24 protein-coding genes are annotated in these 20,128 nt (G+C 69.6%); 6 read left to right on the top strand and 18 right to left on the bottom strand.

Annotated features, from left to right (window positions below; genetic code table 11):
- Positions 1 to 18: 18 nt before the first annotated feature.
- Together ACWESM_RS01615 and dapA are read right to left on the bottom strand one after the other, a co-directional pair.
- A complete protein-coding gene (locus ACWESM_RS01615; RefSeq protein WP_452490688.1) occupies positions 19 to 1,986 on the bottom strand; it encodes a ribonuclease J in 1,968 nt (655 codons plus the stop codon).
- Positions 1,983 to 2,891, bottom strand: coding sequence for a 4-hydroxy-tetrahydrodipicolinate synthase (gene dapA, locus ACWESM_RS01620; protein WP_364426881.1), 909 nt, complete (start codon positions 2,889 to 2,891; stop codon positions 1,983 to 1,985). Before dapA ends, ACWESM_RS01615 begins: the two co-directional genes overlap by 4 nt.
- 148 nt (positions 2,892 to 3,039) lie before the next feature.
- On the opposite strand from dapA, the gene ACWESM_RS01625 reads away from it, so the two are divergent.
- Entirely contained in the window at positions 3,040 to 3,483 is a 444-nt protein-coding gene (locus tag ACWESM_RS01625; protein ID WP_356961457.1) for a hypothetical protein, read from the top strand.
- Between the two features lie 10 nt (positions 3,484 to 3,493).
- Here the strand turns inward: ACWESM_RS01625 and ACWESM_RS01630 are convergent, their stop codons facing one another.
- The 8 genes from ACWESM_RS01630 to ACWESM_RS01665 all read right to left on the bottom strand — a co-directional run bounded on the left by ACWESM_RS01630 (position 3,494) and on the right by ACWESM_RS01665 (position 10,128).
- Positions 3,494 to 4,693 (bottom strand): winged helix-turn-helix domain-containing protein, encoded by a 1,200-nt coding sequence (locus ACWESM_RS01630; RefSeq protein WP_452490690.1) that lies wholly within the window; start codon positions 4,691 to 4,693, stop codon positions 3,494 to 3,496.
- A 32-nt stretch (positions 4,694 to 4,725) separates the two neighbouring features.
- On the bottom strand, positions 4,726 to 5,745 hold the full coding sequence (locus tag ACWESM_RS01635; protein WP_355070174.1) for a hypothetical protein: 1,020 nt from the start codon (positions 5,743 to 5,745) through the stop codon (positions 4,726 to 4,728).
- Positions 5,738 to 7,060 carry a sensor histidine kinase gene (locus tag ACWESM_RS01640; RefSeq protein WP_355070173.1) on the bottom strand — a complete coding sequence of 441 codons (1,323 nt, stop codon included), beginning with the start codon at positions 7,058 to 7,060 and terminating at the stop codon, positions 5,738 to 5,740. The genes ACWESM_RS01635 and ACWESM_RS01640 overlap by 8 nt, the downstream gene beginning before the upstream one ends.
- On the bottom strand, positions 7,024 to 7,743 hold the full coding sequence (locus ACWESM_RS01645) for a response regulator transcription factor (protein ID WP_355071007.1): 720 nt from the start codon (positions 7,741 to 7,743) through the stop codon (positions 7,024 to 7,026). Before ACWESM_RS01645 ends, ACWESM_RS01640 begins: the two co-directional genes overlap by 37 nt.
- 73 nt (positions 7,744 to 7,816) lie before the next feature.
- A complete protein-coding gene (locus ACWESM_RS01650; protein ID WP_355070171.1) occupies positions 7,817 to 8,269 on the bottom strand; it encodes a flavodoxin family protein in 453 nt (150 codons plus the stop codon).
- A 28-nt stretch (positions 8,270 to 8,297) separates the two neighbouring features.
- A complete protein-coding gene (locus ACWESM_RS01655; RefSeq protein WP_364426890.1) occupies positions 8,298 to 8,798 on the bottom strand; it encodes a hypothetical protein in 501 nt (166 codons plus the stop codon).
- Positions 8,799 to 8,835: 37 nt separating this feature from the next.
- Positions 8,836 to 9,582, bottom strand: a complete 747-nt coding sequence (gene dapB / locus ACWESM_RS01660) for a 4-hydroxy-tetrahydrodipicolinate reductase (protein WP_397275686.1) — start codon at positions 9,580 to 9,582, stop codon at positions 8,836 to 8,838.
- A 99-nt stretch (positions 9,583 to 9,681) separates the two neighbouring features.
- Positions 9,682 to 10,128, bottom strand: a complete 447-nt coding sequence (locus tag ACWESM_RS01665) for a hypothetical protein (protein WP_452490694.1) — start codon at positions 10,126 to 10,128, stop codon at positions 9,682 to 9,684.
- Between the two features lie 76 nt (positions 10,129 to 10,204).
- Here ACWESM_RS01665 and ACWESM_RS01670 point away from each other — a divergent pair, with 76 nt between their 5' ends.
- Positions 10,205 to 10,639, top strand: coding sequence for a MarR family winged helix-turn-helix transcriptional regulator (locus ACWESM_RS01670; protein WP_356961451.1), 435 nt, complete (start codon positions 10,205 to 10,207; stop codon positions 10,637 to 10,639).
- 50 nt (positions 10,640 to 10,689) lie between these two features.
- On the opposite strand, the gene ACWESM_RS01675 is transcribed toward ACWESM_RS01670, so the two are convergent.
- Positions 10,690 to 11,802 carry an alcohol dehydrogenase catalytic domain-containing protein gene (locus ACWESM_RS01675; RefSeq protein WP_397275683.1) on the bottom strand — a complete coding sequence of 371 codons (1,113 nt, stop codon included), beginning with the start codon at positions 11,800 to 11,802 and terminating at the stop codon, positions 10,690 to 10,692.
- Positions 11,803 to 11,893: 91 nt separating this feature from the next.
- Between ACWESM_RS01675 and ACWESM_RS01680 the strand changes: the two genes are divergently transcribed.
- Positions 11,894 to 12,286: a DUF4440 domain-containing protein gene (locus ACWESM_RS01680; protein WP_355070160.1), complete on the top strand. Its 393-nt coding sequence runs from the start codon at positions 11,894 to 11,896 to the stop codon at positions 12,284 to 12,286.
- Between the two features lie 317 nt (positions 12,287 to 12,603).
- Here the strand turns inward: ACWESM_RS01680 and ACWESM_RS01685 are convergent, their stop codons facing one another.
- Positions 12,604 to 13,092 carry an FBP domain-containing protein gene (locus tag ACWESM_RS01685; RefSeq protein WP_364426907.1) on the bottom strand — a complete coding sequence of 163 codons (489 nt, stop codon included), beginning with the start codon at positions 13,090 to 13,092 and terminating at the stop codon, positions 12,604 to 12,606.
- A gap of 198 nt (positions 13,093 to 13,290) precedes the next feature.
- On the opposite strand from ACWESM_RS01685, the gene ACWESM_RS01690 reads away from it, so the two are divergent.
- Both ACWESM_RS01690 and ACWESM_RS01695 read left to right on the top strand, forming a co-directional pair.
- Complete coding sequence (locus ACWESM_RS01690; RefSeq protein ID WP_355070156.1) at positions 13,291 to 14,247, top strand: YihY/virulence factor BrkB family protein; 957 nt, start codon at positions 13,291 to 13,293, stop codon at positions 14,245 to 14,247.
- Between the two features lie 132 nt (positions 14,248 to 14,379).
- Complete coding sequence (locus ACWESM_RS01695) at positions 14,380 to 14,808, top strand: low affinity iron permease family protein (RefSeq protein ID WP_355070154.1); 429 nt, start codon at positions 14,380 to 14,382, stop codon at positions 14,806 to 14,808.
- A 46-nt stretch (positions 14,809 to 14,854) separates the two neighbouring features.
- Here the strand turns inward: ACWESM_RS01695 and ACWESM_RS01700 are convergent, their stop codons facing one another.
- Positions 14,855 to 15,004 carry a hypothetical protein gene (locus ACWESM_RS01700; RefSeq protein WP_355070152.1) on the bottom strand — a complete coding sequence of 50 codons (150 nt, stop codon included), beginning with the start codon at positions 15,002 to 15,004 and terminating at the stop codon, positions 14,855 to 14,857.
- Positions 15,005 to 15,384: 380 nt separating this feature from the next.
- Between ACWESM_RS01700 and ACWESM_RS01705 the strand changes: the two genes are divergently transcribed.
- The gene (locus ACWESM_RS01705; protein ID WP_452490697.1) at positions 15,385 to 16,338 is read left to right on the top strand and encodes a helix-turn-helix transcriptional regulator; all 954 of its coding nucleotides are present in this window, start codon (positions 15,385 to 15,387) and stop codon (positions 16,336 to 16,338) included.
- A gap of 43 nt (positions 16,339 to 16,381) precedes the next feature.
- Here ACWESM_RS01705 and ACWESM_RS01710 read toward each other — a convergent pair whose 3' ends face one another.
- The 5 genes from ACWESM_RS01710 to ACWESM_RS01730 form a co-directional block, all read right to left on the bottom strand.
- Positions 16,382 to 17,203: an RNA polymerase sigma factor SigF gene (locus ACWESM_RS01710; protein WP_356961445.1), complete on the bottom strand. Its 822-nt coding sequence runs from the start codon at positions 17,201 to 17,203 to the stop codon at positions 16,382 to 16,384.
- An 89-nt stretch (positions 17,204 to 17,292) separates the two neighbouring features.
- On the bottom strand, positions 17,293 to 17,790 hold the full coding sequence (locus ACWESM_RS01715; protein WP_452490699.1) for an STAS domain-containing protein: 498 nt from the start codon (positions 17,788 to 17,790) through the stop codon (positions 17,293 to 17,295).
- 150 nt (positions 17,791 to 17,940) lie between these two features.
- Positions 17,941 to 18,567, bottom strand: a complete 627-nt coding sequence (locus ACWESM_RS01720) for a PAS and ANTAR domain-containing protein (RefSeq protein WP_452490701.1) — start codon at positions 18,565 to 18,567, stop codon at positions 17,941 to 17,943.
- A 344-nt stretch (positions 18,568 to 18,911) separates the two neighbouring features.
- On the bottom strand, positions 18,912 to 19,910 hold the full coding sequence (locus ACWESM_RS01725) for a PfkB family carbohydrate kinase (RefSeq protein WP_452490703.1): 999 nt from the start codon (positions 19,908 to 19,910) through the stop codon (positions 18,912 to 18,914).
- A complete protein-coding gene (locus ACWESM_RS01730) occupies positions 19,910 to 20,041 on the bottom strand; it encodes a hypothetical protein (RefSeq protein ID WP_364426928.1) in 132 nt (43 codons plus the stop codon). Before ACWESM_RS01730 ends, ACWESM_RS01725 begins: the two co-directional genes overlap by 1 nt.
- Positions 20,042 to 20,128 lie beyond the last annotated feature (87 nt).

Consider the following 20,128-nt stretch of genomic DNA (forward strand, 5'->3'; position numbering starts at 1 on the left):
TTTTCGCTGTGCGGAAGGTCAGACGCCGATCACCGTCGGCACGATCATCGGACGACGACGGTAGGTATCGGCCACCCAACGGCCCACTACGCGGCGCACGCCCTGCGCGATGCGGTGGGTATCGGTGACGCCCTCGCCCGCCAGCCGCAGCAGTTCGGCTTCCACCAGTTCGGCCGCATCGACCAGTGCGGTGGGATCGTCGGAGAAGCCGCGTCCGCTCAGCTCCGGCGTGCTCACCGCCTTGCCGGTGGTCTCGTCGATGGCGACGGTGATGGCGATGAAACCGCCCTCGCCGAGCACCAGCCGGTCCGACAGCGTCGATTCCCCGACGTCGCCTACCGAAAGCCCGTCGACGTAGACGTGTCCCACCGGCACCCGTCCGACGACCGAGGCTATGCCGTCGACCAGGTCGACCACCACGCCGTCCTCGGCGAGCACCACCCGCTCCTGCGGCACCCCGGTCGCCACCGCCAGCGCCGCGTTCGCACGCAGGTGGCGCCACTCGCCGTGCACCGGCATCGCGTTGGTCGGACGCACCGCGTTGTACAGGTACAGCAGCTCGCCCGCCGAGGCGTGCCCGGAGACGTGCACCTTGGCGTTCTGCTGGGTGATCACCGTGGCTCCGAGCCGAGCCAGGCCGTTGACCACCGCGAACACCGAGTTCTCGTTCCCCGGGATGAGCGAGGAGGCCAGCACCACCAGGTCGTCGGGGCGGATGTTGATCTGCCGGTGGTCGCCGCGCGCCATCCGCGACAGCGCCGACAGCGGCTCGCCCTGCGAACCCGTCGAGATCAGCACCAAGCGATGGCCGGGCAAGGTGGCGGCGACGTCGAGGTCGACGACCACGCCCTCCGGCACGGTGAGATAGCCCAGATCCTGGGCGATCTGCATATTGCGGACCATCGAGCGGCCGACGAAGCACACCCGCCGCCCGTACTTCTGGGCCACGTCGACGACCTGCTGGATGCGGTGCACGTGACTGGCGAAGGACGCGACGATGACCCGGCCGCGTGCCTTGCCGATCACCGAGTCCAGCACGCCGCCGATCTCCCGCTCCGGCGTGACGAAGCCGGGGACCTCGGCGTTGGTGGAGTCCACCAGGAACAAATCGACGCCCTCGTCACCGAGCCGGGAGAATCCGGCCAGGTCGGTGAGCCGCCCGTCCAGCGGAAGCTGGTCGAGCTTGATGTCACCGGTGTGCAGGGCGACGCCGGCCGGCGTGCGGATGGCGACGGCGAGCGCGTCGGGAATGGAGTGGTTGACGGCGAAGTACTCGCAGCCGAACGGGCCGTGCGCGGTGTGCTGCCCCTCGGTCACTTCGATGAGCTTCGGGTGCAGGCGGTGTTCCCGGCACTTCGCGGCGACCAGCGCCAGGGTGAACTTCGAGCCGACGACCGGGATGTCGGGCCGCAGCCGCAGCAGGAACGGCACCGCCCCGATGTGGTCCTCGTGCCCGTGCGTGAGCACGACGGCCACGACGTCGGCGATCCGGTCCTCGATGGGGCGGAAGTCCGGCAGGATCAGGTCGACACCGGGCTGCTGGTCCTCCGGGAACAGCACGCCGCAGTCGACGATCAGCAGTTGGCCGCCGTACTCGAAAACCGTCATATTGCGGCCGATTTCGCCGATGCCGCCGAGGGCGACCACGCGCAGGCCGTTCTCGGGGAGGGCGGGCGGAGCGCCGAGCCGGTCGTGCGCGGCGATCGGATCCGCCTGCGCCGGAGGCTCTTCGACCCGCCGCGCACCGGACTGTCCCCGTCCACGGCCCGCTCGCCGGGATCCCGCATCCTGCGTCCTGGTCTCTCGACGCGCCTGCACGGGCGCGGGCCGCTCGGCTGAAACGGCGGGCACCGTCGTCTCGTCGAGTGCCGGTTCGGGCAGCGCGACGGTTTCCGGCGGCGTGTGCTCGGCCGGTGCGGCGGGGACGGGCGCTCCGGCGGGACGGGACGCGCCGCGACGGCGGCGACGGGGTAGGGACTCGCTCACGAAAGCACTCCGACCGCTCGCAGGTCCGCGGCGAGCGCTTCCAGCTGCTCACCGGTCGGCATCAGCTGCGGCAGGCGCGGTTCGCCGACCTCCACGCCGAGCAGCCGCAAACCACCCTTGCTCATCGCGACGCCGCCCAGCCTGGCCATCGCGGCGTGCAGCGGCAGCAGCGTGGTGTTGATCTCGCGGGCGCGCACGACCTCGCCCGCCGTGTACGCCTCCAGCAGCGCGCGCAGCCGTTCGGGCGCGAGATGTCCGATGACGCTGATGAATCCGGCCGCGCCGACCGACAGCCAGGGCAGGTTGAGCGCGTCGTCACCGGAGTAGAACGCCAGACCGGTGCTCGCGATGAGTTCGGCGCCCATGTTCAGGTCGCCCTTGGCGTCCTTGACCGCGACGATGCGCGGATGCTCGGCGAGCTTGCGGATGGTGTCGCTGGCGATCGGCACCACCGACCGTCCGGGGATGTCGTACAGCGTGACCGGCAGATCGGTGGCATCCGCGACGGCGGTGAAATGAGCGATCAGTCCCTCCTGCGAGGGCCGGGAGTAGTACGGCGTCACCACGAGCAAACCGTGCGCACCCGCCCGCTGCGCGTTGCGCGCGAGCTCGATCGAATGGGCGGTGTCGTAGGTGCCCGCCCCCGCGATCACGGTCGCCCGCTTGCCGACGGCGTCGACGACGGCGCGCAGCAGATCGGCCTTCTCCGATTCGGTGGTGGTCGGCGATTCACCGGTGGTTCCCGAGATCGCGAGCAGGTCGACGCCGCGGTCGACCAGGCGGGCCGCGAGCGCGACCCCGGCATCGACGTCGAGCTTGCCGTCGGCGCTGAAGGGGGTCACCATAGCGACACCTACCGTGCCGGACGCACGCAGCTCCGTTGGCGTCGATTCACCGTTCTTCATGGTCAGAAAGGCTACCCGGTCGGGGACACGCCCTCGACACCGTCGTCGGCGATCAGGCCGCAACAAGGACGCGAATCCATATCGACGACGGTGAGATGATGTCATTTCGCCGCTTGCCTGATGTCATTCATGACGTCACACTGACATCATGGATTTGAACAAGTACACCGGCCAACTGCGCGAGAGCCTGATCGCCGCCGCGGCGCTCGGTGACGAGAAGACGCAGGCCACGGCGGCCGCACTGGCCGCGGCGACGGAAGGCCCGGCCCGCTTGGTGCTGCTCGCCGCGCTGTCGGACCTCGCCGCCGAGGTCAGCGCCGCGCTCGGCGACCGCACGGTGCACGTCTCGGTCGACGGCACCGACGCCTCCATCGATGTGCGCAAGAGCACGGTGGGCGAGCAGAGCCCCTCCTTCGAGGAGATGACCGGGGACATCAGCAGGGTCACGCTGCGGCTGGTGGAACAGATGAAGGCGCGTGCGGAAGAGGCTGCCGCACAGAGTGGTCAGTCCCTGAACTCGTGGCTGTCGAGCGCCGTCCACGGAGCATTGCGCGATCAGATGCGCGGGTACGGGCCCAAACGAGACATCTGACCCGAACGCGCTACAGCAATGCGGCGAGATTGCCGCGTTCGCCTGTCGCGACCTCGTCCAGTTCGAGCCAGTCCGCCAGCTCGCGCAGCGCGCCGCCGAGGGCCTGCGCGGTGGCCGGAGTGTCGTAGCCGGGCTCGGCGAACGCGGCCGGCACCCACAACCGGCCGTTCGCGCGTTCCGCCCGCAGATCGACGCGGCCCACGAGTTCGCCGTCGAGCAGGAACGGGAAGACGTAATACCCGTGCACCCGTTTGTGTTCCGGGGTGTAGATCTCGATGCGGTAGTGGAAGTCGAAGATCCGCTCCGTGCGGGCGCGGAAGAAGATGAGCGGGTCGAACGGGCACAGCAGCGCCGCGCCTTCGATGCGACGCGGCGTGGGAGTGCCCGCCCGCAGATAAGCCGGTTTCCCCCAGCCCGCCACCTCCACCGGGATCAGCTCGCCCGCGTCCACCAGATCGGCGATGGCGGGTTCGGTCTGGGTGCGTTGGAGGCGGTAGTAGTCCCGCAGGTCCGCTTCGGTGCCGATGCCGTGCGCGGTGGCGGCACGCAGCACGAGCTCACGAACGGCGTCCTGCTCGGTGACGTCGCGTGCCAGCACCTCGGCGGGCAGCACCCGCTCGGTCAGGTCGTAGTGCCTGGTGAACCCCACACGCGTGGCCACAGACAGCGCGCCCGCCGCGAAGAGTTGCTCGCAGATCATCTTCGTATCGCTGAGATTCCACCAGGAGCCCTTCGGCCGCGGCTTGTCCAGCTCCAGGTGACGCTCCACCTCACCCGCGGTGGCCGGGCCCACCGCGGTGATCACGTCCAGGATGTCCTTGCCCAAGGTCGGATTGCGCTCGACCACCTTGCGCATGCCGGACCAGCGCCCGTGCTCGTAGCGCCGCATCCGCCAGCGCAGCAGCGGCCAGTCCTCGACCGGGATGAGCGCGGCCTCGTGCGCCCAATACTCGACGAGCGACCGTGGCCGCCGCGAGCCGTTGCTCCACGCGGCCTGATCCAGGAGCGTGCGGTCGTAGGGCCCGATCCGGCTGAACACCGGCGCGTAATGCGCCCGCACCACCGCCGACACCGAATCCAGCTGCAGCAGTTGCGTCCGGTCCAGCACGCCGAGCACCGTCCGCCGCGTGATCCGACCGGGCTTGCGCGCCCCGAAGCCCTGCGCCGCCAACGCCGTTCGCCGCGCCGCCGCCGCACCCATCTTCCGCATAACCGACAACGATGCCATGGGGCACCGACAGGTCAGGTGGATACCGTGACCGCGCCCGTGGCGTCGATCTCCGTGCGGCGGTCGCGGTCCGACGCGGTAGCCAGGACGGTAGCCAGGATGCGGCGGCCGGTCGGGAGGATGCGGACGGTGACCGAACCGTCATTGGCGGCGTCCAGTTCTTTGGTGGCGGCGTCGATCACCTGCTGGCGCACCCGATGCGGGACGCCGGTGAAACCGCCGTCGTCGAGCAGGATCACCTCGACACCGCGGGAGCGCGCTCCGCGGGCGGCGCTGTTGAGTTGATCGGTGGCCAGCTGCGGGGCCCGAAGCCCGTCGCGGAGTTCGGCTTCCAGGAGCCTGCACTGTTCCCGCTCGGCGGCGGTGAGTTCGTCGCCGTCGGCGATGCGTTCCAGGATCGGGCGCGCCACCGCGTCCAACCGAGCCAGCTGACGGGTGCGTTCGGAGTTCTCCGCGGCCATGGCGGCTTCGGCGGCGGCGCGCATGGCCGCTTCGTCGCGCAGCAGCCGCAGCGATCGCTGGGTGGGCCGCATGATCGCCGCGAACAGGGAAACCCCGGCGACCGTGGCGACCGGCACGATCGAACCGACGACGACGCCCTCCCGCAGGCCCGCCACCACACCGACCACGGCGATCACCACGCCGATGCCGGCGACACCGAGCCAGGCCGCGGCCGATCGTCCGCGCAGCACCAGCACGGCCAGCACGTAGGACGCGGCGAACGCCGTCCACACCTGCTTCGACCAACCGTGCTCGACATCGAACGAGGTCAGGGTGGTGGCCAGCGGTCCGGAGGCGGCGACGAACACGGTCGCGGGCCAAGGCAGCGGGTCGGTCGGCGCCGCCATCACCACGACACCGGCCAGCGCCAGCACGACCAGTGCCGCGACCGCCGCGGCCACCGGCGATTCTGAGAAGTTCCGGACCATGTACAGCACGATGGTCGCTTCGAGCACGACCAGGAACAACCAGGCCGCGCGGTCGCGGAGCCCGAGCAGATCGCGCAACCCGAATTCGGTTTCCGTCTCAGCCATTTCCGCCCCACACCAGCGTCACGGTCGTTCCCTCGCCCGGCTCGGATTCCACGAACCCGGCGCCGCCGGACAGCTGACGCATGCGGCCCAGGATGCTCACCGAGATGCCGAGCCGATCGACGGGCACCGCGCTCAGGTCGAAGCCCGCTCCGTCGTCGCGGAACACTACGCGAATCCCGCCGGCGCTGATCGTCACAGTGACGGTCCGGCGCACCTCTCGCCCGACGACGGTGGCGTGCCGCAGGCTGTTGCGCACGGCCTCGGCCAGCGCCGCCGCGATCGTGCTCGCGGCGTCCACCGGCAGGTGCAGATCGTCGAATCCGGCCCAGCGCCGCGTGGTGAACCGGATACCGGGGTTCACCTCGTGCACGGCCGAGCGCAAGAACCCGATCGCGGATTGCGCGTCCAGCCGGTCGGGTTCGATCTCGGCGCCCCGGCACTCGTCGAGTTGTTCCAGGGTCCGTTCAGCTTGGCGGCGCAGCACCGGAGATTCGGTCCCGGTGCGAGAGGCATCCAGCAGAGTGGACAGCACGGCGTCGTGGATCAGCGCGGCGAATCGCGCTCGTTCCCGTTCCCGGGCCGCCGTGCCCGCGACCGCCGCCGCGCGGCTGCTCTCGATCGCCGACTCACGATCCACTCGGGCCGCCGCCGCCCTGGCATAGATCACGCACCACAGGAACAGCGCGCTCAGTCCCGCCGCCCTGGCGAAATCGCCCAGCAGCGCGAGTGCGGTGGTCTCCCGCAGCACGACCAGATTGGCCAGCGCGCTGAACGCCGCACCCACCACCAGGTAGGCCACGGCCAGCGGTGGACGCCAGGCGAGCACGGCCGCGAGCACGCCGAGTGCCAACACCCGATACAGCCACACCGAAGCCGCTTCGGCATTCGGCGCCGCGTACGCCACCGGAACCACCGCCATCGCCCCGAGGAAACTCACCGCCGCCGCACCGGCCACCCGCTGGATCACGCGCGGGCCCATACCGACCGAAACGACCGCGAGCACCGGGAACAGTCCGAACGCCAGCACCACCTCGACGATCGTCCACTGAACGGGCACGAAACGGCCTTGATCGGCGATCTCGGGCAGTTCCACGATCGCGGCGATCACGCCGGCGATGCCGATGGCGAAACCGAACCGGCGCAGGATGCGATCGGCGGCGCCCTCGGAGACCTTCTCCCTGGACAGCGCGACGACTCCGCGACGCCAACGGCTCGCACGCGGCCGGTCGAGCGGGCGGGAACGGGGGTGCGACGGAGTGTCCAGCATGCTGGACGCGGTCATCCGCGCGGCTGCCGCTCGGGAACCGGCAGCCACCCGTCCTCCACCGCCCGCTTGTAGAGGTCGGTCTTGGTGGGCGCCGGACGACCGGCGTCGGCGTACTTCTGCCGGATCCGGCCGAGGTAGTCGTTGACCGTCTGCTCGGACAGGCCGGTCAACCGCGCGACCCGGGATGCCTTCTCTCCGGACGCGTACAGCGTGAGCACTTCCTCCTGGCGCGGGCTCAGGCCCACGTCGGACAACTGCGGATCGCCGTCGATGGCGGCCGCCCAGTCGGTGGTGACCACCTGTTCGCCGCTGGCCGCACGGCGCACGGCGGCGACGACCGTCGGCACGTCCTCGGACTTGCGCACCACACCGAGCACCCCGGCGCGCGCGGCGGACCGCACCAGGAAGGCGTTGTCCGCGCCGGTGAAGACCAGCACCTCGATGCCGCGGTCACGCAGGGCGCGCACATTGTCCTCGGGCGAGGACCCGTCGGCCAGCCGCAGGTCCAGCACCACCAGATCCAGCTTCGGCGCGCCGTCGGCGGCGGACAGCAGTTCCGGCACGGTGCCCGCGGTCAGCACCAGATCGAGATCCGTTTCCCGCGCGAGCATCGCGGCGAGACCGATCGCGACCGATTCGTGGTCCTCGACCAATCCGATTCGGCGCGGGGCGTTCTCGCTCCCTTCGGCCCAGGTCACCTGGCTCTCCCATCCCGAGGTACTCGTCCACATCCCCACCGCGACAACATCGCAGACAGTATGCCGGGCAATGGTGCGCCATGGTCAGACACCAGAATTCGGGGGATCAGGGCATCAGCCCGGCCGCGAGCGTGGCGCCCAGCTCCCAGCACCGCTGCAAATCCTCCTTGGCGGGCGGACCGGAGACCACGACCGCGGCGGAGGCCTGCTCCCAGCCCAGTCCGGTGGTGATGCTCGCCACCCCGCGCTCGGCGCCCTCGGTGCCTTCGTTGCCGTGCAGATACATGCCGTACGGACGCCCGCGCGTGGAGTCCAGGCACGGATAGTAGAACGTGTCGAACGCGTGCTTGAGCGCACCACTCATGTATCCCAGGTTCGCCGGACTGCCCAGCAGATATCCGTCGGCGGCCAGCACGTCGGACGCGGTGACGGCCAGCGCGGCTCGGCGCACCACCTCCACGTTTTCGATCTCGGGGTCCGTGGCCCCGGAGACGACGGCCTCGAACATCGCCTGCATGTGCGGGGACGGCGTGTGATGGATGATCAGCAACCGGGCCACCCTGCGATGGTATCGGCCCGCGCGCTCGTCAGTCGGTGCCGCGCTCGTGCCGTTCCAGGGCGACCGCGCGGCGCATGGTCTCGCGGGCCCTGGTGCGGTCACCGGCGTAGTCGTAGGCGCGCGCGAGGCGGTAGGAGACGCGCCAGTTGTCCGGGTCGGCCTCCCACTCCGCCTTGACCGTCGCGAAGAGCTCGTCGGCGGCCGCACGTTCGATGCGGCCGGACGGCAGGCGCGGCAACGCGGAGGTGTCGAGTTCCAGGCCCTCGTCGTGGATGCGCCGCGCCAGTTGCTGATGCGCCAGGGCCGCACGCACCGTGGCCACGACGATCCAGACGCCCAGCAGCGGCAGGATCAGCACGCCGACGCCGATCACGATCGCCGCCACCTCGCCCGAACCGATCAGGCTGAACGCGATCCGGCCGAGCAGCAGGAAATAGAACACGAGCACCAAGATGAGCGCCGCGATCGGCGCGACCACCTTGACGATTTCCCCGCTGCCCTTGCGCTCGGCAGGCTCCGAGCCGCTCACGGTCGCGCTCCAGCCCGCCGCGGCGCTCGCCGCCGGCTCACAGGTCCAGGAACGGGTCGAGCCCGACGGTGAGGCCGGGGCGGTTCGCGATCTCACGCACGCCGAGCAGCACACCGGGGGCGAACGACGAGCGGTCGATCGAGTCGTGCCGGATCGTGAGCGTCTCACCCTGCGTGCCGAACAGCACCTCTTGGTGGGCGACCAGACCGGCGAGCCGCACCGAATGCACCCGCACCCCGTCCACCTCGGCGCCGCGCGCACCCTCCAGCTCGGTTGTCGTCGCGTCGGGACTGCGGTTCAGGCCCGCTTTGTCCCGGGCGGCGGCGATCAAGCCCGCGGTGCGGTAGGCGGTCCCGGACGGCGCGTCCGCTTTGTTGGGGTGGTGCAACTCGATGACCTCCACCGATTCGAAGAACCGGGCGGCCTGCTCGGCGAAACGCATGGTCAGCACCGCGCCGATGGCGAAGTTCGGCGCGATCAGCACGCCGACTCCTGGGCGACCCGACAACCAGCTCCGCACCTCCGCCAAGCGAGCCTCATCGAAACCGGTGGTGCCGACCACCGCGTGGATGCCGTGCTCCACCAGGAACTTCAGATTCCCCATCACCACGTCGGGGTGGGTGAAGTCGACGACCACCTGGGTATCCGCCGCGACGAACCCGTCGAGCGAATCGTCCTTGTCGACGGCGGCGACCAGTTCCAGATCGTCCGCCGCCGTCACCGCCGCGCAGATCGCCTGTCCGACTTTGCCTCGCGCTCCGAGCACTCCGACCCGAATGGCCACCGCACCTCCTCGTTCCGTTTCCGGTCGGGATCAGCCTAATGGGCCGGGCCGACCGCGAACCCGCCGCCCGACAGTGCCCCGCGAAAGGGCGGCAACCGCCTATCGCGCCCGCTGCGGTTCCCCGATCTCCGAGTTCGGCGCGCCGCCGAGATTCTCGACCATCCGCTGCAGGGTCCGCACGGTCGCGGCGAACTGTTCGTCACTGATTCCCTCCGCGAATTGCCTTCTACGCTCGGCGATCCGAACGAATGCCTGGTCGTGAGTGATGCGGCCCTCAGCGGTCAGCGACAGCACGCCACCGTCGTCGGAGACCAGCCCGTCGGCGACGAGTCCGGCCAGTTCGGTCGGCCATTCGGAGTCGTCGGTCCAGAACGTGTCGAGCGCGTGGCGGATGTCATCGGCGCGCTGAGGTCCGTCGGCCAGCGAGTGCGTCACCTGCCAGCGCCTGCGAGTGAGTCGACCCGAGGCGAGGTCTTCGTCGAAGCGCTGGTTGATCAGTCGATCGAGCTCCACCAGCCAGTACCCGATGGGGCGATGAACGGCCATGACCACTTCCAATCTATGCATGTCAACAACTACATGTAGTATTACATATAAATTCCGGGCATGACAAAGTGAGCGAATGGACGAGGACGATGCGATCACCGTCGCCGTCGAAGCGGCGATGGTTCGGATCCGGCGCAGGCAGACACGCGGTGCGCTGAGCGACGGCGCGATTCCGGTCGCGGTGTTCCGCGCGCTGGACGCCGTGGCCGACGGCGCGGCCGACACGGTCGGCGCGCTCGCTCCCGCGCTCGGCGTGGATCAGCCGAGGGCCAGCCGCCTCGCAGCCCAGGCGGTGTCCTCCGGCCTGCTGGAACGCGTCGCCGATCAGCGCGACGGACGGCGTTCGGTCCTGCGCCTGACCGCCGCCGGGAACCACGCGGTGGCCGAGGCCAGAGCGGGCAGGCGCGCCGCCATGGCCGCCGCCATGGCCGACTGGACCCCCGCCGAGCGCGCCGAGTTCGCCCGCCTGCTGGAGCGATTCGTCGACCGGATGGACCGGCCCGCCGGTTGAGCGACGCGCGCCGCACGCCGCGGTCGAGCGGGCTCCTGCGACGCGCCGGGTCAGTCGAAGACGATGACCTGCCGCAAGGCGTGGCCCGCGGCGAGTTCGTCCATGGCGCGGTTGATTTCGTCGAGCCCGACGTGCGCCGAGACGAGCCGCTCCACCGGCAGACTTCCCGCCCGCCACATGCGGACATACTCGGGGATGTCCCGCGACGGCACCGCGGAACCGAGGTAGCTGCCGACGATGGAGCGCCCCTGGGCGACCAGCGCCAACGGCGAGATGCTGGCACGGGCGTCGGGAGCGGGCAGTCCGACCGTCACGGTCGTGCCGCCCGGAGCGGTCGCGGCGACGGCGGTCTCGAAGGCACGGACGTTGCCCGCCGCCTCGACCACCACCTCGGCCTGCACACCGAGCTCGGCGACCTCGGCCGGGGTGTACGCCGCGTGCACGCCCAATTCCCGGGCGAGCGCCAGCTTCTCCGGCACGGTGTCGACCGCGATCACCTCGTGTCCCTCGGCGGCGAGCGACACCGCGACCAGCACCGCCGCCATCCCGACGCCGCCCAGGCCGACGACCATCACCCGGTCACCGGCGCCGGGTCGCGCCGAGTTCAGCAGAGCGCCACCGCCGGTCAGCACGGCGCAACCGAGGACGGCGGCGACCTCGGCGGGCACGTCGTCCTCGACCGGCACGACCGACCTGCGATCCACCACCGCGTGGGTGGCGAAAGCGGACACACCCAGGTGGTGGTGCACCTCGGCGCCGTCACGGGACAACCGCCTGCCGCCGTTGAGCAATTCGCCCGCGTTGTTGGCGACGCTGCCGGGCACGCAAGGCGTGCGACCGTCGGTCGCGCACCCCGCGCACTCACCGCACCGCGGCAGGAACGTCATGACCACGCGCTGCCCGACCGCGATATCGCCGTCACCGGGACCGACCGCTTCCACCCGGCCCGCGGCCTCGTGGCCAAGCAGCATGGGCACCGGCCGGACCCGGTTACCGTCCACCACGGACAGGTCCGAATGGCAGATCCCCGCCGCCTCGATCCGGACCAGCAGTTCTCCCGGCCCCGGCTCGCGCAGCTCCAGATCGCACACGGTGATGGGCGCCGACTCGGCGAAGGGCGCCTGCGCCGCGATCTGCTCCAGGACCGCTCCACGAATCTTCATGCCGCCGACGCTACCGCGCCCTGCGGTCCGGGCACATGGGACGGTCGCCGCTCCTCGCCACGTCGGTCGCCGCCTGCGTACGATGCCGCGCATGGGTGTGGATCTGGTGGATGCGGTCGAGCGGTTGCACGCCGACCTCGCCACGTGGCTCGGGTCGCAAGCGCAGGCGGAGGTGTTCGAGCGATTCGCCGCGGCGCAGCACGAGCGGTTCAGCATGGTGACGACCGGTGGCGAAGTACTCGGGCGCGGCGCGTTGCTCGCGGGTGTCCGCGGCGCGCGAAACGCTCTGCCCGGATTGGCGATCGAAGTGTCCGAAGTCGAGGAACTCCTGCGCTCCGGCGACATCGCGGTGGTGCGATTCCTGGAGACACATCGGACGGCCGGAAGCGTCACCAGCCGCCGGGTGACCGCCGTGCTGACCACCGATGACCCCGGCGCGGTTCGCTGGCTGACGGTGCACGAGACCGAGTCCGCACCGACCTGACCCTTCCCAGCGTCGGGATGCGCGCGATGCGTTCTGGTCCCCGGCGCCCCCAGCTTGCCCGCGGTGTGGGAACCCGCGCACGACGAACCGACGGGCTGATGCGCTCGGTATCTCCGGAGCGGTGATTCCTCGCCGGACGGGACGACCCGGGCGCTCCGGGCCGACTCGACCGGCGAGGAATCACGGCCACCCCGAGTCCCGTTGCGGTGTGAGGCGACTCGAGGTGGCTCGATAGTGCGGTTGTCGAATGTCGGCACATGGCATCTACCTCCGTTCTGGCGGGCAGCGCACGGGCTGCCGGTGGATGGGCGCGAGAATCAGGCGTACAGCTTCGCCAGGAACGTGTTCAGGTTGTCGCGCACCCGCTCGATCTTCTCTTCTGGCGTGAGGTCCTCGCGGTATCGGCTCCCGAGTGCGGGGCGCTTCTTGTTGCGCGCGTAGAGCGAGCAAGCGAGATCGGTACACATGTAGGTGCCGACCGAGTTGCCCCTACGGCCGGATTCGCCCGCCTTGTGCGCGGTCATCAGCGAGACCCCGCCGCCGGTATGGGTGGTCAGGCAGATCGTGCACATCTGCGCCCGGCCGGTGCCGCCGGTCGCATAGCGCAGCGCCACGCCCACCAAGCGGTCGTCCCGCGGGACGACCAGGTACCCGCGCCCGGGCAGAGACAGATCGCTCCAGCCGAGGAAGTCCAGATCCGCCCAGGGCCGTTCGTCCAGGTCCTTGGGTACCGGCAGCCGTTTGGCGTCGCCTTTCGAACAGTTGACGAACGACGACCTGATGTCGCGTTCGGTGACGGGTTCCACGATGGGTCTCCTTCGGTCGATCGGTGGACAAACTCGAGCGACGTTACGGTTCCGCGCTACGGGGAACAACGGATTTTCCGCCCTCCGCGCACCGCGCCCAGCACCCATCGAGTGCGCCGAAATCATCGAACATCACTGCCTCCGAATCTGTTTCGGAGCCCACCTGCCGGGTATCCGTCGCGAGCGGAGGTGAGGCGGGTGGCGCAGGGATTGCAGAAGAGGTTTGCGGTGCGACGCCGGCTGCGCGGGCCCGCGGATCTGCCGTGGCGGTCGTGGTGGGGCGTGGTCGAGCGGTCGGTCGGCGAGTTCCAAAGGGACAATCTCACCGACTGGGCCGCGGCGCTGACGTACTACAGCGTGCTGTCGCTGTTTCCGGGGTTGATCGTGTTGACCGCAGGACTGGGCATGCTGGGACGCGACGACACCAAGGCGCTGATCGACACCATGCGCGAGATCGCGCCGGGCAGCGGTACCGATCTGCTTGTCGACGCGGTGAACAACATAGAGCAAGCGCAAGCACCCGCCGGACCGCTGGCATTGCTCGGATTGGCGTCGGCGCTGTGGACCGCGTCCGCCTACATCGGCGCGTTCATGCGCGCGACCAACGCCATCTACGACATCGCGGAGGGGCGGCCGGTCTGGAAGACCGTGCCGGTGCGGGTCGCCCTGACCGCCGCGGTGGTGGTCCTGCTGGGCGCCTGCACCGTCGGCGTCGTCGTCAGCGGTTCGCTGGCCGAGCAGATCGGCCGGTGGCTCGGCCTCGGGCACGCCACGATCACAGTGTGGGGCATCGTCAAGTGGCCGGTGATGATGGCACTGATCGGTCTGGTCTTCGCCCTGCTGTACTGGGCGGCGCCGAACGTGCGGCAGCCGGGATTCCGCTGGCTGACGCCCGGTAGCGCCATAGCCGTTCTCCTCTGGGCGGGCGCGTCCTGGGGGTTCGCTTTCTATGTCGGCCACTTCGGCTCCTACAACCGGGTCTACGGCTCTCTTGGTGGCGTGGTCGTCTTCCTCGTCTGGCTGTGGATCTCGAACATCGCGATCCTGCTGGGGGCGGAACTCGATGCCGAACTCGCGCGTGCGCGCAGCATCGCAGGCGGCCACCCCGAGGAGGCCGAGCCCTACTTGCCGCCGCGCGACGAGCCGGACGAATGAGCGACAACCGCAAGGGTTTCGCGGGGAAGCGCCGGCGCATCGGTGACACAGCCACGCCGCACACGGCGTTTGAACCCGTCCGGTCAGGTAAATCGAAGCCCGTCTGGATCGGGCATTTTCGAGAGGATTCGCATGGCTCAGCGCACTGAAAACCCCGTCGCCGGAAAGCCCGCCACCATGCCGTCGGACATCAAGGGGAAACTGTCGGTGTTCGACCGCTTCGCGACAGCGGCCAGCGCACTGGCCTCCAAAGCGGGATTCTTCGTCTTCTGTGTGATCCTGGTCTTGGTATGGGCGCCGACGATCTTCCTGCTGCCGAGCGTCGACACCTGGCAACTGGTCATCAACACCGCGACGACGATCATCACGTTCCTGCTCGTCGCGTTGCTGCAGAACACCCAGAGCCGCTCCGACGCCGCCATCCAGCAGAAGCTCAACGCCATCGCCGACGGGCTGGGCGATCTGATGCGCGAGCTGAGTTCCGAGCACCCCGAACTCCTGCGTCACCGCCGCGAACTCACCGACGCCGTCGGCCTCGAGAACCGGGAGAGCGCGGGATGATCGGCGCGCAGGCCGGCAGCAGCCGGCCTGCGCGTCCGCCGATCCGTCACCGCTGCTCGGTCTCGCCGCTCTTGTCGGCTTCCCGGATCGCTTCGGCGAGCTCACGGCGCAGGCGCTCGGCATTCGCCTCGTCACCCGCGTCCGAGGCGGTGGTGATGTCCTGGCGCAATTGCGCGATCGTGTCCTGCGAAACCATAGGACCTCCTCGTCTCTCGGGACGGCGTTGTCGAAGGACGCCACCGCGCCCTTCGTGGTCAGGGTGGCCGCTGAGGTGCGGACGAAACACGTCGATGCCCGCGCCACCCGCCCGTGCTCCTCCCAGCTGCCCGATGCGATCGCCGCGCGGCGGGTAGAGTAGGAGTCTCCCGACGGTTGAAACGCAGCCGGAGCGGGTATTCACCTCATCTCGGTGCGTGCGGGATCGGAGCCTCGTCGCAGTTGGTGGTACCAACCACGCGCCTCGCCTGAATCGACCACGGTTGTGACCAGGCCGCACGTCGAAGCAGAGTCGCTCGACAAACCTTTTACGACGTGCTGGGCGGGATGCCTTATCGAAACAGCAGGAGTGTCGCAGCAATGGAGTCATTGGCCTTCCACAGCGACAGTTTGGGCGACACAGAGGAATTCCTCAATTCCAACTACACCAGGATGCGGATCGGCACCAGCACCGGTGTGGCGGTGCGCACGGACATCACCCGGAAAATGCTCGGTCCGGTCAGCCTGGATGATCTCGACCTGAGCTTCGACATGAAGTACGACGCTCATCCGCTGGGCAAGATCTGCCTGTGCGAGGTGGACTCGGGATCGATCGAAGAGAACTATGCCGACGGCACCACCGACTTCTTCCAGCCCGGTGAACTCGGGCTGCTCACGCCACCGGACCTGCCGTACTCCGGGGTGGTCCACCACGCCCGCTACCGCATCACGATGTTCGATCCCGCGCTGCTGACCCGGGTGGCGGCCGCGAGCCCCGAGCACGACCTGGAGCCGGTTCGCCTGACGGGTCATCGCCCGGTCTCCGCGGTCGCGGCGAAGCATCTGTCCGACGTGCTGGGGCATATGCGCGGTCTCGCCGCGGATCCTGTGGCCAGTGAGGCGCGGCTGATCGCATCCACCGCCGTGCAGTACCTGGCCGCCACCGTGCTGCACACCCTGCCGAGCACCGCACACCTGGATCCGACGGCGAGCGACCGCAACGACGCCCATCCCGACACCGTGCGGCGCGCAGTGGCGTACATCGAGGCACATGTGTGCGAGGACATCAGCGTGGCCGACATCGCCGCGGCCTCCTATGTCAGCGCCCGTGCGCTGCAACTGGCGTTCCGCCGCCATCTGGACACCACGCCCATGGCGTATCTGCGGCGGCTTCGCCTGCGCGGGGCGCACGAACAACTGCGCGACTTCTCGCCCGACGACGGGCACACAGTGACCTCCATCGCCGCGGCTTGGGGCTTCGCTCACCCGGGACGATTCGCGACCGCCTATCGCGGCGCGTACGGCCGACCCCCGCACACGACGCTCAGCGCGTGACGCGGCGGGGCCTTCGGCCCGCGACGAGTCCGGGCGACCGCGGTCAGTCCCGCATGGCGCGCTCGCGCAGCTCGGCGAGCGTCCGTGCCAGCACCCGGGAGATGTGCATCTGCGAGACGCCGAGCACCGCGGCGATCTGTGCTTGCGTGCGCGATTCGAAAAAGCGCATGTGCAGCACGCGCCGCTCTCGCTCGGGCAGTTCGGCGAGCAGCGGAGCGATCGCCAGGGCCTCGTCGGTCAACTCGTAGGACGGGTCCTCCTCGCCGAAGGTCTCCGCGATCCGGACCGAGGTGCTGCCGGTGTCGTCGTCCTCGACGACGGCGTCGATCGAGTTCGTGGAATAGGCGTTGCCTGCCAGCAGCGCTTGCGTGACTTCCGTCAGGTCGAGGTTCAACTCCACGGCGATCTCCAGCGCGGTCGGCATCCGTTCCAGGCGCTGGGAGAGCCGCTCCACGGCCGGGCCGATCGTCAACTGGATCTCCTTGATCCGGCGCGGCACCCGCACCGCCCAGCTGTGATCGCGGAAGTGGCGACGCACCTCGCCCATGATCGTGGGGACCGCGAACGACAGGAACGACGGTCCCCGCGCCGGGTCGAACCGATCGACCGCGAGCACCAGCCCCACAGCCGCGATCTGGTACAGATCGTCGTAGTTTTCCCCGCGACCGACGAAGCGACGGGCGATGTGCTCGGCGAGCGGTAGACACCGCCGCAGAATCGCTTCCCGCAATCGCGAGCGTTCGGGATCGTTCTCGTCCATCGCGGACAGTTTCTCCAGCCACGGTTCGATGCCGTCGTAGCTGTCGGTTCCGCGCCGCGTCCGGCGGGGTGTGGCGGTCCTGTGGTTCGCGGTCGCCAATGACATGAGCTTCCTCGATTCCCGTTCTCCAGCGATCGACGCGCTCACCGGTGGTGAACGAGGCGATGATCGCGGGATACCGCCCGGCGGCTGCCTCAAGCGCTCGTGGGCGGTCTTATTCGTAAATCGGACGGCCGACAGCGTGGATCTGCGTTCTCGGGACCGCGGGTCAGCGCCGGACGCCGCCGGAGCGGAACTCCGGACGTACGGCACTCACGCGGGTCGTGGGCACCGCCGTGTACCGCAGGCGCCGGGCACGCGACGACCGGCACGCTCCGTCCCACTCCGAGGACGTCCACGATGCGCCGCACAGGGCCGTCTTCGGGCACGGTCATGCCGACCGAGATGCCCGATCGCGCAGCCCATCCCGCCAGCCGCAGCACCATACTGACGCCCGCGCAGGAAAGGAAACGCAGCTCGCAGAGGTCGATCACGACCGAAGTAAGATTCGCAGTTGTGTCGCAGTAGTTTTCGACGACATCGATGATCGCGGTGAAGCACTCGTCGGCGCTCGCGGCGTCCAGTTCACCGTGCGTCACCACGAGCAGACCATCCGCGGTCCGGATGCCTTTCACGCCGTACTGACAGGTCATGCGCACCTCCCGCGGCCGGTGTCGGCACGAGACCGCATGCTCGAGCCTGACAGCCATCGACGTGCATGTCAGCGCGTTAGACGAAGTCCCACGGAACATCGGTCCGAAAAACGAAATGCCCGCACCGCCGGGGGACTGCCTCTCGCACGATCAGTCGGGCGGTATCCGGTGATGGACGGTGAGCAGGATGTGGTCGAACGCGGCGACCAGGTCCGCAGGTGGCGGCGGGACGAGCGGAAGTTCGGCGATCAGTTGCTGGGCGAGCGCTCGCAATTTGGTGTTGGTCTCCTGAGAACGCCAGCGCAGCACTTGGAACGCCTGATCTGCGCTGATCTGATAGATGCGCATGAGCACCCCTTTGGCCTGCTCGATCACCGCGCGATTCTCGTAGAGTCCGGGCAGGGTCGCGGCGAGCATGGCTTGGTGCGCTTCGGCGATGGTGCCGGAGAGGTCGACGTAGAAACCGGAGGTGCCGACGGCGGTGCCGGCGTCGTCCAGGATCCGGTCGGCGACGACGAGCACGGTGTGTTCCTGACCGGACAGGTCGATGAACCGGTGCCTGCTCGAGAAGGTCTCCCCTCGGTCGATGGCGCGCTCGATGATCTCGGCGACGTGCGTGCGGTCGTCCGGGTGCTTGTGCGCCAGCAACAACTCCGTGGTGGGCTCGATCTCACCGGGCCGGTAGCCGTGCATGCGATACACCTCGGCCGACCATTCCCAGCGACGGGTGGCGAACCAGAACCGGAAGCTTCCCACCGCGGGCTGGTCCGACGGCATGGAGCTATCTGCGAGCACATCGGACATGTGGGGTTGCACGTGTTGAGTCATGAATGCAATGCCTCTCCGAGGTACAGGGGCTTGCGGCCGCGACACCACGGCACCGCCGCCATCCCTTCGACGGGATCGCGCGGACACGGGCGCGTTCGGCCGAGAATCCGCTGTTGACTCAACGGCCGGCGCGCGCACATCGTGATGGCAGCCGGTGACCTGCGAACCCAGTATGTCATCCGCGGCGGGCTCGGGCACGAGGAGGTTCGGTTACCGCCGGAAAAGCGAGGCAGGACGCGGTTTCCGAACTTCGGGGTGATCGCTTGGTACACAAGGTTTTCGAGGCAGGCGGATCAGGTCCACAGCCGGTCCCAGGCGGCGGACGCTCCGGAAACCGTCGCCGCTTCCGTCTCCGAGAACGCGGCGGCGGCGCCCGACCCGACGAACTCGGCTGCCGCGAGCACCGCGCGGCGCACCGCGCTCTCCGGTCCACGCCCCTCGGCCAAGCGGGCTGCCGCGGCAACGGCGAAGCTGTCCCCCGCACCGCAGGTGTCGGCGCCATCCGGCGCCTTTGCCACGGACGGAAGCGGGATGCGCAGGCGTTTGCCCGACGCGCGCAGGCAGACCAGGGCCCCTTCCGTTCCGAGGGTCACCGCGATCGCCCCGACAGCCCACCCTTTGGCGAGCCTCCACAGGTCAGGTCCGTCGTCGAGCCGCCCGGACAGCAGGGTGAGCGCTTCCGCGTGATTCGGGGTGACCAGGGCCGCGCCCGGGATCGGTACGGGTCCGCGGGGATGGGGGTCCCAGACGATCGGAACGTGGTCGGCGTGGGCGCGCAGCAGCCCACGGATCTGCGGGTGGGCCGCGGCGCCGCCACCATAGTCCGAGACCAGGACCGCGCGCGCCGCCGTAAGCACGGCGACCGCCTCGTCGGGAAGCAGGTCGGCGCCGACCTGCCCGGCGCCGGAGTCGATTCTGGTGATCAGGATGGGCCGCCGGGACTGCCGGGCACGGGCGTGGCCGTTCGGGGCGCAGGGGCCGATCGCCCGCACTCGCTGCTTGCAGACCGTCGAACCGCGCTGGGGAAGGGCGATGACCCGCACGTGCGAGTCCAGCAGCCCGCGCAGCCGGGCAGCCGCCTCGTCTTCCGCGAAGCCCGCGATCAGCACCACTTCGCGCTCCTGCGCCGCGGCGAGCCGGGCCGCCAATCCCGCGCCACCGGGGCGGAACGTCCGGTGCGCGACGTCGACGACGGGAGCGGTCGTATCCGGGCTGCATCGGTCGGCGCGGCCCTCGACATCGATGTCGAGCAGCGCGTCGCCGATCACGACGAGCGGGTCGCCCGCTGCCATCACGGCCGCTCCAGCTGGGAAGACCCGAAGTCGGCCGACAGGTGCCGGGCTTCGGCGGCGCTCCCGCCACGGCCGTCGCCACCGGATCCGGCCGTCGGGCCCGCGTGCTCGGACACCGTGACGATCTGCACTGCTGTCTCCGTTCGCCGAGGACGATTGGATGGAACGCGCAGTTACCGATCCGGGCCTCACGGCGAAGCCCGCACGTGCGGACATGC

Source organism: Nocardia sp. NPDC003999, from assembly GCF_053604885.1.